Source organism: Streptomyces caniferus, from assembly GCF_009811555.1.
Classification (GTDB): Bacteria; Actinomycetota; Actinomycetes; order Streptomycetales; family Streptomycetaceae; genus Streptomyces; species Streptomyces caniferus.
The window spans coordinates 1,284,941-1,299,679 of the sequence record NZ_BLIN01000005.1; the positions used below are offsets into that span (position 1 = coordinate 1,284,941).

Sequence of the window (14,739 nt, forward strand, 5' to 3'; positions counted from 1 at the left end):
GCCGCCCCGGGAGACACCGGAGCCGACGCGGGTCAGCCCTCGGTGCCAGCGGCGTGGATCCCGAAGTGTCCTCCCTGCGGATCCCGGATCACCGCGACCCTCGGCCCCTCGGGCACATCCGTCGGGGGCACCAGCAGCATGCCCCCCGACTCGGCGGCCCGGGCGGCCGTCTCGTCGACGTCGGCGACCGCGAAGTACGGCAGCCAGTGCGCCCTGACGTCGTCCGGATAGAACTCGTCCAGCGCGCTCATCCCGCCGAAGTCGGCGCCGTCGACCCCCCATTGCGGGTAGTCCTTGTGCGTGCCGACGGTCCAGCCGAAGATCCGGGTGTAGAAGGCCTTGGCGGCCTCCTCGTCCCGGGTCGCGAGCTCGACCCAGCCGAGCGATCCCGGGGCGTTGAACACCGCGGCGCCGGCGAAGGACCGGCCCTGCCACAGCGAGAAGATGGCGCCTTCCGGGTCGGCCAGTACGGCGAAGCGGCCCAGGTCGAAGACGTCCATCGGCGCCATCAGCTGATGCCCGCCCGCCTCGGTGACCGCGGCGGCCTGCGCATCGGCGTCCCGCGTCGCGAACGACACGGTCCAGGCGGTCGGCTGGCCGGGGGCGTAGAGCGGGGTCAGCGCGGCGACCGGGGCGCCCCCGAGGTACAGCATGGTGTAGCCGCCGGCTTCGTCCCGCGGGTCGGTCTCGGCACGCCAGCCGAAGACCTGGCGGTAGTAGACCTTGGCGGCAGCCACGTCCGAGGTCCCCAGCTCCACCCAGCAGGGCGCGCCGGGGGTGGGCTCAGTGATCTTCACGGTGTCTTCCGTCCCTCCACGCCGGCCCGTGGCCGGACGGTGCCGCGCTCGCGTCCGCACTCTGCCGGCCGGTATCCGTACGCTGCCGATCGTCCGATGAGCGCGAGGAGGGCGCAACTGGAAGCGCCGTCGGCCGCGGGGCCCCCGATGGCCACGCCGGGTCGCTACGGCCGCGGGTCGCCGAAGGCGGCGCGCAGATGGCGGAGCGAGCCGCGCGGGGCGTCCGGGGCGAGGGCGTCGGCCAGCGCGCGGGCGTCGGCCTCGGCGGCCTCGGCGGCGCGGGGCAGCATGGCCGTTTCGTAGGCGCGTACCGCCTCGTCCGGGTCGCCGTGCCCGGTGAGGGCCCCGCCGAGTTCGGCGCCGTCGAGCATGGCGAGGTCGGCGCCCCTGCCGGTGAAGGGTGACATCAGGTGCGCGGCGTCGCCGAGCAGGGTCAGGCCCGGGGTGTGGGTCCAGAGGTGCGGCACCGGCAGGGCGAACAACGGCCGGTTGACGAACCCGCCGTCGTTGTCCCGCAGAAGTGTCAGCAGCCGCTCGTCCCAGTCGGCGAACCGGTCGAGCAGCACGGCGCGGACGGCCTCGGTGTCCTCCTTCCGCACCCCGGCGTCCAGCGCCCAGTCCTGGGAGCCGCGGAAGGCGGCGTAGAGGCGGATGCGGCCGCGGCCGTCGCGCCGGGCGAGGAGTCCTTGCGCGGCGGACTCCGCCCGCATGCTGCCGCCGCCGACCAGGCGGGCGACCTCCGGGTGGCGGGTGTCGGCGTCCTCGAATCCGGACTCGACGAAGGTGACACCGGTGTAGTGGGGGGCGGCGTCGGAGAGCATCGGCCGGACCCGGGACCAGGTTCCGTCGGCGCCGATGACCAGGTCGAAGGTCTCGGTGTGGCCGTCGTCGAACTCGGCCTTGTGGCGGCCGTCGCCGAGCGGGTGCAGCGTGCGCAGATAGCTGCGCCAGCGCACGGTGTCCGGGGCGAGGGAGTCCAGCAGCAGCCGGCGCAGCGCGGCCCGGTCGATCTCGGAGCGGTCGGTCGCGGAGCGGTCGGCCTCGGGGCGGCCGGTCTCGGGGCGGCCGGTCTCGCCGGGGGCGGGGGCGGGGACGTGGTGGAAGAGCACCGTCGCGGTGTGGTCGAGCAGCCGCACCTCCTGCCCCTCGGGGCAGGCGAGCGCGGCGAACTCCTCGTACAGACCGGCCGCGCCCAGCGCCTCCTGAGCGATCGTCACCGGCAATCCCAGCGTGCCGCCCTGGGGGCGGGCGTCGGCGGAGGCGTCATGGTCGAAGACGGTGACGGGCACGCCGTTGCGCTGCAGGACGCGGGCACAGGTCAGCCCGCCGGGGCCGGCGCCGATGATCGCGATACGGGGAGTCCTGGGGGTCATGACGCTCCTTGGCTGGGCAGGACGGCGATGCCTCCCCCTCAGAAAAGCACATCGTCCCAAAACGCCTTACGGCTGCGCTTTCCGGGCAACTCGCCCCATGCACCGCGGGTCCGCCACAAGGCGATCTGCGGCAGGTCGGCGGAGTGATCGGGCGTGCGGACGGGTAGATCACCCCAGGTCGGGACCTCGCGGGAGCCATCGGCGGGGATTCGCCCGACAAAAAGGACAGTTGATCGTTTAACGCTGGACGCGTTTGCGGAATTAGGTATGCCTAACCTAATGTAACGACGCGTGCCGACGATCAAACCACCTGCCACTGCACCCCCTGTGCCCGATGCGCTTCCCGCCGCGAACGTCCTGCGGCGCGTCCCGCTGTTCGCGGCCGGGCTCTGTGCCCTGGCGGTCTGTGCCGCCCTGAGCCTCGCTCTCGGCGCCCGGTCCGTACCGCTGTCCACCGTGTGGGACGCGCTGTCCGGCGCCGTCCACGGGCGGGACGCCCTGGTGGTGACGGGGCTTCGGCTGCCGCGCACGGTGGTCGCCCTCGCGGTCGGCGCGGCGCTCGGTGTGGCCGGAGCGGTCGTCCAGGGCGTCACCCGCAACCCGCTCGCGTCCCCGACGACACTCGGCATCAACGCGGGCGCGAGCTTCGCGGTGGTCACCGCGATCTATGCACTGCATCTGACCCGCCCCTCCCAGTACGTCTGGTTCGCGTTCGCGGGAGCCGCGGCCGCCGCACTGTTCGCCCAGGCACTGGCACGGCGCGCGGGTGATCTCGACCCCGCGCGCCTCGCGCTGGGCGGCACCGTCCTCCAACTCGTCCTGATCTCCTGGACGTCGACGGTCATGCTGGCCAGCAAGCGGTCGCTGGACGAGGCCCGGTTCTGGATGGCCGGTTCACTGTCCGAGCGCCCGCTGACGGTGCTCTACCCGGTGCTGCCGACCCTGGCGCTCGGACTGGTCCTCGCGCTGGCCCTCGCCCCCGCGCTCAACGCGCTGGCGCTGGGCGACGATGCGGCGCAGGCGCTGGGCGTACGGGTGTCCCGGATCCGCGTGGCCGGCGGTCTGTCCGTCGTCCTGCTCGCCGCGTCGGCGGTGGCCGTGGCCGGTCCGCTCGCCTTCATCGGGCTGGCCGCCCCGCACCTGGTGCGCCAGCTGATGCGCACCTCCGACCACCGGATCGTGGTACCGGCCTCGCTGATCGCCGGTCCCCTGCTGCTGCTCACCGCCGACATCCTCGGACGGATCGTCATCCGGCCGTCCGAACTGCAGGTCGGCATCATCAGCGCGTTCCTCGGCGCGCCGCTGCTGGCGCTGCTGGCCCGGAAGGTGGCCCGATGACCGACGTCGTACGCAACGAGAAGACGCCCGGCCCGTCGTCCGCCACCCCGCCCCCGGCCTCCGGGCGGCGACACCCGGTGCGCCGGACCGCGCTGCTCGCGCTCGCCGGTGCGGTGCTGCTCGGCGCCCTGGTGACGGTGTCCGTGGCCAACGGCGATCTGCCGCTGCCGCCCGCCGATGCGGTCAAGGGCCTGTTCGGGCTCGGCGATTCCGCCACGGTGCTGGTGGTCCAGCAGTTCCGGGCCCCGCGGATGGTCGCGGCGATCGTCGCGGGGGCGGGCCTGGCGGTGGCCGGTGCCCTGCTGCAGCGGCTGTTCCGCAATCCGCTCGCCTCCCCCGATGTGATGGGGGTGACCGGCGGCGCCTCGTTCGGCGCGGTGGCGATGCTGGCCGCCGGGGCCTCGCAGGCGCTGATGCCGCTGGCCGCGCTGGGCGGCGGACTGCTCGCCGCGGTGCTGCTGGGGGTGTTCGGCTGGCGCTCCGGGGTCAGCGTGACCCGCCTGGTGCTGGTCGGTCTCGCCGTGCAGGCGGGCCTGTCGGCGGCGGTGAGCTTCATGGTCGTCCGCTTCCCCACCGAACTCGCGGGGTCGGCCCTGCAGTGGACGACGGGCTCGGTGTACGGGCGGACCTGGACCGAAGTGTGGTCGGCCGGCGGGGCGATGGCCGTGGCGCTGCTCGCCGCCTTCGCGCTGCACCGCCGGCTGGCCGTCCTCGACCTGGGCGACGACTCGGCCGGCGCGCTCGGCCTGCACACCCACACCGCCCGGCTGCAGGTCCTGGTCGTCGCCATCGTGCTGGCCTCGCTGGCCGCCGCGCTGACCGGCCCGGTCGCCTTCGTCGCGCTCGCCGTTCCGCACATCGTGCGGCTCCTCGCCGGGCCGCCGACCGCCGGGACGCTGGCGCTGTCCGGCCTCGCCGGTGCCGTGCTGCTGCTCGCCTCCGATCTCGTGGCGCAGTACCTGCTGCCGGTCGGCGGGCTGCCGGTCGGGGTGGTCACCGCCACGCTGGGCGCGCCGTGGCTGCTGGTGTTGATGATCCGTCAGAGCAGTTCCGTCAACAGGAGTGTCCGATGACCGCCAACCAGCTCTCCACCCAGGGACTCGATCTCCGCTACGGCGACCGGCTGATCGTCGGCGGCCTCGATCTGGTGCTGCCCGGCGGCGCCGTCACCGCCGTCGTCGGCCCCAACGCCTGCGGCAAGTCGACGCTGCTGCGCGGTCTGACCCGGCTGCTGGCGCCGTCGGCCGGCACCGTCGCGCTGGACGGCGCCGACATCCACCGGATGCCGGCGCGGGCGCTGGCGCTGCGCATGGGGCTGCTGCCGCAACAGCCGGTCACCCCCGACGCGATCACGGTCGAGGCGCTCGTACGGCTGGGCCGCTACCCGCACCAGCGGCTGCTGAGCCCCTGGTCGGCGGCGGACCAGCAGGCGGTGGAGGAGGCGCTTCGGCGCACCGGCACCGTGGAGCTGCGCGACCAGCCCGTCGACCGGCTCTCCGGCGGCCAGCGGCAGCGCGCCTGGATCGCGCTCGCGCTGGCGCAGGACACCGAACTGCTGCTGCTCGACGAGCCGACCACGTTCCTGGACCTGCGGCACCAGCTCGATGTCCTCGATCTGGTCGCCGAGCTGCACTCCGAGGCGGGCCGCACCGTGGTGATGGTGCTGCACGACCTCGGGCAGGCGGCCCGCTACGCGGATCACCTCGTGGTCCTCAAGGACGGGCAGCTGGCAGCGGCCGGCGCACCGGCGGACGTACTCGACGCGGAGCTGGTCAAGTCCGTGTTCGACGTGGACTGCCGGGTGATCCCCGACCCCGAGACCGGCACCCCGCTGGTCGTCCCCCGGGGCAGCGCGAAACGGCACACCGCCCTTTCCGCCTGACCCGGCCCCTCCCCCGCACCCCCCACGACCTCTCCCCTTTCCGCTCCCCCTCAAGGAAGTTGCCTCCTCATGCTCACCAGATCTCCTCTTCACGGCGCCGTCCGGCTGCCGGCCGCGCTGCTCGCCGTCGTCCTGGGCGCGGGCACCCTCACCGCCTGCGGCGGCGGCACCTCCTCGGGGGGCGACGACGCGGCGAAGAGCGGCGCCGGCTTCCCGCGCACCGTCAAGAGCGCCATGGGCGGCGACGTGAAGATCCCCGCCAAGCCCAAGCGCGTGGTCGTCCTGGACACCGGTGAGCTCGACGACGTCATCACGCTCGGCATCAAGCCCGTCGGCGCGGTCTCCCCGCACATGAAGACCGAGGGCGGCTTCCCCACCTACCTCAAGGACGAGATCGGGGGCGTCAAGGACGTCGGTCCGCTGCTGGAGCCGAACCTCGAAAAGATCATCGCCCTGAAGCCCGACCTGATCCTGTCCTCCAAGGTCCGGCACGAGAAGATCTACGACAAGCTCCAGCAGATCGCGCCGACCGTCTTCACCGACACCACCGGCGGCCCCTGGAAGGCCAACCTGAAGGTCCACGCCAAGGCGCTGGGCCTGGAGAAGGAGGCCGACCGGAAGCTGAAGGAGTACGAGACCCGGGCCAAGGCGCTGGGTGAGGCCATCAAGAAGAAGTACCACGGCAAGATGCCGTCGGCGTCCGTGGTGCGCTTCGTCGCCGGCCCGACCCGCCTCTACCAGAAGTCCTCCTACAGCGGTGTGGTGCTGAACGACATCGGCCTGGCCCGGCCGAAGTCCCAGAGCTCCACCGACCCGGTCAAGACGATGCTCGACGTCAGCCCCGAGCAGATCGACAAGGCCGACGCGGACATGGTGTTCGTGACGACCGCGGACGAGCCGAGCAAGACCCAGCAGAAGGACGTCACGTCCAACCCGGTCTGGAAGGACCTGCCGGCCGTCAAGGACCACAAGGTCTTCACCGTGCCCGACGAGACGTGGATGTCCGGTATCGGCATCCAGGCCGCCGAGCACATGCTCGCCGACGTGGCGAAGGCCACCGGCGTGCCGCTGCCTAAGGGCTGACCCCCAGGGGTGGCCCCTCCCCACCGGGGGCCACCCCCTCCCCCTCTCCGGCCCCTCTTGTTTCCCCTTGTTTCCCCGCACCCCCTCGACCCCTAAGGGGCCCGCTCATGCGGATGTATCTGCTCGCCCTCAACCCCACCGACTCGGTCACCGAGGGGTTCCTGCCCGCTGCCGCCCGCCTCGGCCTCGACGTCACGATCCTGACGGACCAGCCACCGGCGCACCGGGAAGTGCCCCCGCAGACCGAGGTCCTGGAGTGCGACGTCCGTGACTTCCGCGCCGTCATCAACCGGATAGCCACCCACCACCGCCCCGACGCGGTGTTCACCAACAGCGACCATCTGCAGACCCAGGCCGCCCTGGCCGCCGACTACTTCGGACTGCCGGGCAAGGACTGGCGGGCCGCGCTGCGCGCCAAGAACAAGGGCGAGATGCGGCGCCACCTGGCCGCCGCGGGCCTGGACGCGGTGCGCTCCATGGAGCTCGCCCCCGGGCAGGACCCGTCCGCGTTCGCCGCCGCCGACCTGCCCTACCCCGTGGTCCTCAAGCCCCGCGAGGGCGTGGCGAGCGAGGACGTGATCCTGGCCGGGGACGCCGAGGAACTGGTGACGCTCGCCAAGGAGATCCAGGCGCGGCGCCCTGACGCGGCGCTGCTGGCCGAGGAATTCCTGGCCGGCGAGCTGTACACGCTGGAGACGCTGGGCGACGGCCGGGTACGGCATGTCCTGGGCGGTTTCCACACCACCATGTCCGCGCCGCCCGTCTTCATCGAGGAGCGGCTGGACTTCGTCGCCGCCCCGCCGGAGCCCGTGGTCGCCCAGGTGTCCGCCCAACTCGACGCGCTGGGCGTCGGGCTGGGCGCCGCTCACACCGAGTTCGTGGTGCACGAGGGGCGGGCGCGGCTGATCGAGGTGAACTACCGCGTCATCGGCGACCAGTGCGACCTGCTGCTCGCGCAGATCCTGGGCATCGAGCTGTTCGAGCACATCCTGCGGGCGCATCTGGGCGAGCCGCTGCCCGCGGACCTCGGTGCCCGGCGCGACGGCGCGGGCCGGGTGGACTACCCCCTCGCCCACCGGGCGGGCACCCTCACCGCGGCGCCCGCCGCCACCGACCGGACGGTGGACGGCGTACGGCTCTCGTACCGGCCGCTGCGCGACCTCGGTGAACGGCACCCGTACTACGGCACCAACCGCGACTACCTAGGCGTGCTGCGGGTCACCGGCACCGACCGCGGCGCCGTGGACCGGGTGGCGGACGACTTCGTCGCCGCGGAGCGCTGGGAAATCACCCAGTGAACACCGCACTCGCCACCGCCGAGGGCACCGTCGCGCCCCGGGCCGACGACCCGGCCGGGGCGGTGGAAGAGGCCGAGCTGCTGGTGCGCGTCCTGGGTGCGCTGTTGCGGGAGGACGTCGTCGGCCTGCGCACCCGTGGCACGCTGCTGGAACGGCCGGACGGGCACTGGCTGCGGCTCCCCGCGGGCCCGGCCGCCGGCGCCCTGTTGCTGCCGCTCGCCGAGGACGGCTACCAGAGCACGTACACCGCCCGGCTGCCGCTCCTGGTCCGCGAGTCCGACGGGGCCAGGCTGACCACGCTCGACGAGGCCGTCACCGCGCTGCGCGACCTCGCCGACCCGGCCGACCAGGGCGGCTTCGACGCCCTCGCCGAGGAATGCCGCCAGACCCTGGCGACGATGCGGCTGCACACCCGGACCCGGGACGAGGCCGACGCCGCACTGACCAGCCGCCACGGCAGCGATCCCGGCGCCTGGCAGGGCCTGGCCGGCGGCCTGGGGTACGACACACTGGCCGCCCGGACCGACCACCCCGTCTACCCGACCGCCCGCGGCCGCTCCGGTCTCGACGAGGGACAACTCCGCGCGTATGCACCCGAGTTCCGTCCGGAGTTCGCGCTGCGCTGGCTCGCCCTGCCGCGTGCGGCGGTCACCGTGCCGGGTGGCGCCGCGGCGCTGCCCGACTGCTGGCCGACACCCGGGGAGCTGGGCCTGCGCCACCTCGACGAGAGCCATCTCGCCCTTCCCGTCCACCCGTTGTCCCTCGGCGATCCGCTGCACGGCGCGCTGCGCCGGACCGGTCTGGAGGGCGCGGCGGTGCTGTCCGACCGCGAGCTGCTCACCGCGGTTCCGACGCTGTCGATGCGGACCGTGGCGCTCGATGCCGACCCGCGGCTGCACCTGAAGCTGCCGCTGGCCACCGCCACGCTGGGGCTGCGCAACCGGCGCACCATCAAGCCGGGCACCCTCGCCGACGGCGCGGCGGGCCAGCGGCTGCTGGAGACCGTGCTCGCCCGCGAGCCACGGTTCGCCGCCGCGATCCTCCAGGCCGACGAGACCTGCTACGCGCACGCCGGTGACGAGCTGCTGGCCGTGCTGTGCCGCCGCTACCCGGCCGGCCTGGACCACAGCGCCGTCGTGCCGATGGCCGCGCTGCTGAGCCGGGCGCCGGGCGGGCGGCTGGTGATCGACCACCTCGCGGACCGCTTCTACGGCGGCGACCCGCTCGCCCTGCTCGATGCCTGTCTCACGCTGCTCTTCGACTGGCAGACCACCCTCTTCGGCTACGGCATCGCGCTCGAATCGCACCAGCAGAACATCTCGCTGGTGCTGGACCGGGCCGCCGGCGGCACCCGGCTGCGGCTGCTGTTCAAGGACAACGACGGGCCGCGCATCAACACCGTCCGCCTGCGGGAGGCCCTGGGCGACGACGCCCCGGACCCCGCCGGCTTCGCCGACCCGCGGATCTTCGCCGGGAGCGACCGGCCGGTGCTGGACCTGTTCACCACCATCACCGTCCACCTGTGCGCGGGGTCGTACGCCTTCGGCCTCGCCCGGCACGGACGCGCCCCGCTGGCCCAGCTGCTCGGCCAGGTCCGCGACCGCCTCGCCGAGGCCGTCGAGCGGCTGGGCACCGGGCCGCACGAGCCGGGCGCCGCGCTGCGCGCCCACGTCCTGGACGCGCCGGAGCTTCCGGTGAAGGCGATGGTCAGCGCCGGGACGCTGCTGTCCAAGGAGCGCTCGGGGGCCGCCGACATCAACAAGCACTACACCACCGGACCCAACTATCTGCTGCCTACGGGGGCTTCCCGATGAGCACCGCCACCTCCCGCCGGACCGAGCCGGCGGTCGTCGAGACCAAGGCCGGTCCGGCCCTCGCGCGCCGCCAGGTGCACGCCGTGGCCGGCTGCTACTTCGTGGCCTCGTTCGCCGCCCTCGGCCTGCCGCCATACCTCACCGAAGTCCTGCCGGAACTGGGCGACGGCGCCGCCCGCTGGGCCGGTCTGCTCTATGTCGTCCCCACCCTGTTCGGCGCCCTCGGCGCCCCGCTGTGGGGGCGGCTGGCCGACCGCTTCGGCCGTAAACGGCTGCTGCTGCGGGCGCAGTTGGGGCTGACGGCGGCGTTCCTGCTGGCCGGCTGGGCCGACTCGCTCGCCACGTTCGCCGCGGCGCTGGTCGTCCAGGGCGTCCTCGGTGGTACCTTCGCCGCGTCGAACGGCTATCTGGGGGCGGCCCTGGAGGGCCATGCGCTGTCCCGGGCCCTGACGCTGATGCAGGGCAGTGCGCGGGCGGCGCTGGTCTTCGCGCCGATCGTGGTCGGCGCGCTGACGCCGTGGCTGTCGCCGCACCACCAGTACGCCCTGCTGGCCGTACTGCCGCTGGCCGCGGCCCTGATGCTGGCGAAGCTCCCGGAGCCGGACGCCGCCCCGGTCGGCGCGGTGCAGGGGGACGGTACCGCCCCGGGTGCCGAGGTCACGGAGCCGGCCGAGGAGGTGCCGGCCGGACGGGGGCCGGCCGGGTACACCCCGGACGCCCGCCCGCTGCGCGCCCTCTACGCCCTGGAGTTCGCGTTCGTCTTCTCCACCGTCATCTCCTTCCCCTACCTGATCTCCCTCATCTCCCAGCAGCTGCCGGGGACCGGGCCGCTGGTGTCCGGTGTGCTGTTCGCCCTGCCGCACCTGTGCTATCTGGTCGCGGCGATGGGCGTGCACCGCGCCTTCCGCAACCGCCCCCGGACCGGGATCGCCCTCGGCTTCGGCTGTATAGCGGCCGGGCTGGCCGGGCACGGCCTCGCCGGCTCACTCGCCTCCTTCATCGCCGTACGCCTGGTGCTGGGCGCCGGGCTCACCCTCGGCCTGGTGTGCCTGTCCGTGCTGGCCGCCGACTGCGCCAAGGGCCGTGCCCCCGGCGGGCTGTTCGGCTCGATCGAGTTCTTCTCCAAGGCCGGCGCGGTCGCCGCGGGCGTGGCAGCCACCGCCGGCAACGACTGGTTCGGTCCGGTCGCCCCGCTGCTGACCGGCACCGCGATAGCCGTGGCCACCGGACTCGCGACCTCCGCCCCTCTCCTCGCCCGTACTCTCCGCACCCGCAGGAGCCCCCGATGCCCTCGCTGACCAATTCGCCCGGCACCGCCCCGGTATCCGCCGCCCCCACCGGCCTGCCCACCGCCGACCAGGCCGTGGCACACACCCTGCTCAACTGTCTGCTGCGGGAGGTCTCCGGCCCCGAGCACCAGACCGCCGTCGACGACGGGCGGCTGCTGGTCCGGCTGCCGCGCCGCGGAGTGCTGCTGCGCGTCGCGCTGCGCCGTACCTCGCTGCTGGGCGCGCACCGCTTCACCGGCCCGGTGTCGGAGCAGACCGACGGCGGCTGGGCGGAGGTCGGCTGGCGGCAGCTGGCCGAGTACGTGCGCGCCGAACTGTCGCTGCGCACCGGGGTGCACAACGAGGAGTTCCTGGCGCAGATCGCCTCCAGCCACCAGGCCGTGTCCGCCGCACTTGCGGCCCGTGTGGAGGCTCCGGCCGTCGGGGAGTACACCGCGGACGACTGGCAGGCCGCGTACGTCACCTCCGAGCAGTCGTTGCTCCTCGGCCACCGCTTCCACCCCACCCCCAAGGCCCGCACCGGCGACCCCACCGCCTGGCAGTCCTACGCCCCGGAGACCGGGGCCGTCTTCCCGCTGCTGCTGCTCGCCGTGCGCGAGGAGCTGATCGCCGAGGAGCGGTCCGCCGACGGCGCCACCGACCCGCTGGACGCGCTGCACGCCGACGTCCCGGACGGCTACCGGCTGCTGCCCGTCCACCCCTGGCAGTACGAGCTGCTGCGCGACCACGCGGGGCTGGCGGAGGCGCTGGACCGCGACGACATCCGCGTCCTGGGCAGCAGCGAGAAGCCGTTCGCCGCCACCGCGTCGGTGCGCACGCTCTACGACGGCGACGCGTTCCTGAAGTTCAGCCTGAACGTCCGGATCACCAACTGCCTCCGGAAGAACTCCAGTTACGAGCTGTCCGGGGCCGTGGCCCTGACCCGGCTGCTGGCGCCGGCGCTCGCCGATCTCGCCACCCGGTTCCCGGGCGCCGCGGTGCTCCGTGAGCCCGCCTACCGCAGCCTGGCACTGCCCGGCGCGGACGGCCGTCCGGACACCGAGCTGCTGGAGGGCTTCGGCGTCATCGTCCGCGAGGGCCTGTCCCAGCAGCTGCTGCCGGGCACCACCCCGCTGCTGGCCGGCGCGGTCGCCGACGAGTACCCGACCAGCCCCGCACACATCTCCCGTCTCCTGGACGGCACCGGCCCGCAGGCCGCGCTGGAGTGGTGGGCCGCCTACCTCAATCTGCTCCTGCCGCCGGTGCTCGCCGCCTACTTCGACCACGGCCTGGTGCTGGAGCCGCACCTGCAGAACGTGCTGGTCTGCGTCGACGGCGACGGGATGCCCGCACAGGTCCTCTTCCGCGACCTGGAGGGCACCAAGCTCGTCCCCGAGCAGCACGCCGACCTGCTGGCCTCGCTGCCCGAGGACATCGCGGCGCCGATGACCTACGACGCCCAGCGCGGCTGGGACCGCGTGGTGTACTGCCTGCTGGTCAACCACGTCGCCGAGATGCTCGCCGCGCTCGCCGACCTGCACCCGGACACCGAGACGGAGCTGTGGGCGCAGGTGCGCCGCACCCTGCAGACCCATGCGGACCGCTACGGCTGCCCGCCGCGGCTGGCCGCCCTGCTGGCAGGCGTCCCGCTGCCCGCCAAGGCCAACCTGCTCACCCGCTGGGAGCGCAAGGCCGACCGCGAGGCCGGCTACGTCCTGCTGCCCTCGCCGCTGGCCGAGGCCGTTCTGTCGGGCGCCGGGCGCACCGACGACACCACCCCCTGGAGCGCACGATGACCACCCCGAGCCCCGCCCTCACCGACGCGGTCCGCGACCGCGTCCGCTCCCTGGCGGCCGACGAACTCCCCGCCTACGTCTACGACATGGCGGCACTGCGCACGCACCTGGCCGGGGTACGGGCCGCCCTGCCCGAGCGCGTGGAGCTGTACTACGCGGCCAAGGCCAACCCGGAGCCGGAGATCCTGGCGGCGCTGCGCCCGTACGTCGACGGCTACGAGGTGTCCTCGGGCGGCGAGCTGGCGCACGTCGGCAAGGCCGTGCCGGACGCCCCGCTCGCCTTCGGCGGACCGGGCAAGACGCCCGCCGAGGTCGCGCAGGCGCTGGAGCTGGGGGTGCAGCGCTTCCACGTGGAGAGCGTGTACGAGCTCCATATGCTCGCGAGCCTGGCCGCCCGGCTCGCCCCGGAGCGCCGGATCGCGGTGCTGGCCCGCTTCAACCTGCCGGTCGACGACGGTTCCCTGGACGGCAGCTCGCTGGCCATGGGCGGCCGCCCCACCCCCTTCGGCCTGGACCCCGCGCAGGCCGGCGAGGTCGTCGCCCTGCTCACCGACGGCAGCTGTCCGCAGCTCGAACTCCGCGGCATCCACGCCCACCTGGCCAGCGGCCTGGAGGCACCCGAGCAGCTCGCCGTGTCGGAGGCCATCGTGACGTGGGCCGCCGAGCTGGCCGCACACCACCGGATCCTCCTGACCGAGGTGGTCATAGGCGGCGGGATGGCCGTCGACTACGCCGCTCCGGAGCGCCGGTTCGACTGGACGGCCTTCGGCGCGGGTCTGGCGCGGCTCGCCGACGCCCACCCCGGCCTCACCCTGCGCATCGAGCCCGGTCGTGCGCTCACCGCGTACTGCGGCTGGTACGCCACCGAGGTGCTGGACGTGAAGCACAGCCATGGCGAGGAGTTCGCCGTGGTCCGCGGCGGCACCCATCATCTGCGCACCCCCGCGACCAAGGGCCACGACCAGCCCTGCACGGTCCTGCCGTCCGAGGCGCCCTGGCCGCACGCCTGGCCGCGGTCGGCCGCGCAGGGCGACCTGGTCACCGTCACCGGGCAGCTGTGCACTCCCAAGGACGTCCTCGCCCGCAACGTCCCGGCGCCGGGGCTGCGGGCCGGTGACCGGGTGGTCTTCGGCGTCGCCGGGGCGTACGCCTGGAACATCTCGCACCACGACTTCCTGATGCATCCGCGGCCCGGCTTCCACTTCCTCGGCGCCGCGGAGCCCGGCGCCGCCGGGGAGGCCTGAGATGCTCCGCACCAACGAGGTCCGGCGCGGGCTCGCCGCGGGCGAGGCGGTCTACGGGCTGTTCAGCACGCTCCCCGAGCCCACCATGGTCGAAATGATCGGCTGCGCCGACTACGACTTCGTCATCCTGGACACCGAGCACACCCTCGTCGACCCGCAGCGGCTGGAGAACCTCATCAGGGCCGCCGAGACGACCGGGCTCACCCCGTTCGTCCGGGTCCCCGAGGCCGATCCCGGTGCCGTGCTGCGCGCCCTGGACGCCGGCGCGATGGGCATCGTCGTCCCGCACGTGCGGCGGCGCGCGGACATCGACGCCACGATCCGCGCCGCCCGCTACGCGCCCGAGGGCATGCGCTCCCTCAACGGCGGCCGGGGCCCCGGCTTCGGCCGCATCGACCCGGCCGAATACCTCCGCCGGGCCAACGCGGAGATCATGGTCGTGGCGCTCATCGAGGACGCGGAGGGGGTCGAGGCGATCGACGAGATCCTCGCCCCCGGCGGCGTCGACCTCGTGCTGCCAGGACCCGGCGACCTCTCCCAGTCCTACGGGGTGCCCTGGCAGGTCCGGCACCCCCGCGTCCAGGAGGCGGTCCGCGCCCTCCGCGGGGCCTGCGCCCGCCACGACGTGCCCTTCTGCGCCATGTCCACCACGCCGGAGCGCCGCGCCGAGTGGCACGCCGACGGGGTCAGGGCCTTCGTCCTGGGCGAGGACCGCGATCTGACGGCGCGGGCGCTGCGGGGGCACCGGGAGCGGACCGCCGGCCGGGGGTGACGGCAACTCCATCGGCGGTACCCGCCCGGGCTCCGGGCGGGTAACTGATGACCGGGTAACCGATCGTCCGAAGG

The 14,739-nt window shown here is 73.9% G+C and carries 12 protein-coding genes; 10 read left to right on the forward strand and 2 right to left on the reverse strand.

Annotation, left to right across the window (positions count from 1 at the left end; genetic code table 11):
• Nucleotides 1-32: 32 nt before the first annotated feature.
• Nucleotides 33-797, reverse strand: coding sequence for a VOC family protein (locus tag Scani_RS22135; protein WP_159479126.1), 765 nt, complete (start codon nucleotides 795-797; stop codon nucleotides 33-35).
• Between the two features lie 164 nt (nucleotides 798-961).
• Nucleotides 962-2,170 carry an FAD-dependent oxidoreductase gene (locus tag Scani_RS22140; protein ID WP_159479128.1) on the reverse strand — a complete coding sequence of 403 codons (1,209 nt, stop codon included), beginning with the start codon at nucleotides 2,168-2,170 and terminating at the stop codon, nucleotides 962-964.
• Nucleotides 2,171-2,497: 327 nt separating this feature from the next.
• Here Scani_RS22140 and Scani_RS22145 point away from each other — a divergent pair, with 327 nt between their 5' ends.
• From Scani_RS22145 to Scani_RS22190, 10 genes are all read left to right on the forward strand, one after another.
• Nucleotides 2,498-3,508, forward strand: coding sequence for a FecCD family ABC transporter permease (locus Scani_RS22145; RefSeq protein ID WP_159479130.1), 1,011 nt, complete (start codon nucleotides 2,498-2,500; stop codon nucleotides 3,506-3,508).
• Nucleotides 3,505-4,581: a FecCD family ABC transporter permease gene (locus Scani_RS22150; protein ID WP_159479132.1), complete on the forward strand. Its 1,077-nt coding sequence runs from the start codon at nucleotides 3,505-3,507 to the stop codon at nucleotides 4,579-4,581. The genes Scani_RS22145 and Scani_RS22150 overlap by 4 nt, the downstream gene beginning before the upstream one ends.
• A complete protein-coding gene (locus tag Scani_RS22155; protein ID WP_159479134.1) occupies nucleotides 4,578-5,390 on the forward strand; it encodes an ABC transporter ATP-binding protein in 813 nt (270 codons plus the stop codon). Before Scani_RS22150 ends, Scani_RS22155 begins: the two co-directional genes overlap by 4 nt.
• 69 nt (nucleotides 5,391-5,459) lie before the next feature.
• Nucleotides 5,460-6,473, forward strand: a complete 1,014-nt coding sequence (locus Scani_RS22160; RefSeq protein ID WP_159479136.1) for an ABC transporter substrate-binding protein — start codon at nucleotides 5,460-5,462, stop codon at nucleotides 6,471-6,473.
• Between the two features lie 107 nt (nucleotides 6,474-6,580).
• Complete coding sequence (locus tag Scani_RS22165; RefSeq protein ID WP_159479138.1) at nucleotides 6,581-7,771, forward strand: ATP-grasp domain-containing protein; 1,191 nt, start codon at nucleotides 6,581-6,583, stop codon at nucleotides 7,769-7,771.
• Nucleotides 7,768-9,585 (forward strand): IucA/IucC family protein, encoded by a 1,818-nt coding sequence (locus Scani_RS22170; RefSeq protein WP_371872367.1) that lies wholly within the window; start codon nucleotides 7,768-7,770, stop codon nucleotides 9,583-9,585. Before Scani_RS22165 ends, Scani_RS22170 begins: the two co-directional genes overlap by 4 nt.
• The gene (locus Scani_RS22175; RefSeq protein WP_159479140.1) at nucleotides 9,582-10,883 is read left to right on the forward strand and encodes an MFS transporter; all 1,302 of its coding nucleotides are present in this window, start codon (nucleotides 9,582-9,584) and stop codon (nucleotides 10,881-10,883) included. Before Scani_RS22170 ends, Scani_RS22175 begins: the two co-directional genes overlap by 4 nt.
• Nucleotides 10,871-12,649, forward strand: a complete 1,779-nt coding sequence (locus Scani_RS22180; protein ID WP_159479142.1) for an IucA/IucC family protein — start codon at nucleotides 10,871-10,873, stop codon at nucleotides 12,647-12,649. Before Scani_RS22175 ends, Scani_RS22180 begins: the two co-directional genes overlap by 13 nt.
• Nucleotides 12,646-13,893: a type III PLP-dependent enzyme gene (locus Scani_RS22185; RefSeq protein WP_159479144.1), complete on the forward strand. Its 1,248-nt coding sequence runs from the start codon at nucleotides 12,646-12,648 to the stop codon at nucleotides 13,891-13,893. The genes Scani_RS22180 and Scani_RS22185 overlap by 4 nt, the downstream gene beginning before the upstream one ends.
• A gap of 1 nt (nucleotide 13,894) precedes the next feature.
• Nucleotides 13,895-14,665: an HpcH/HpaI aldolase family protein gene (locus Scani_RS22190; protein ID WP_159479146.1), complete on the forward strand. Its 771-nt coding sequence runs from the start codon at nucleotides 13,895-13,897 to the stop codon at nucleotides 14,663-14,665.
• Nucleotides 14,666-14,739: the final 74 nt, after the last annotated feature.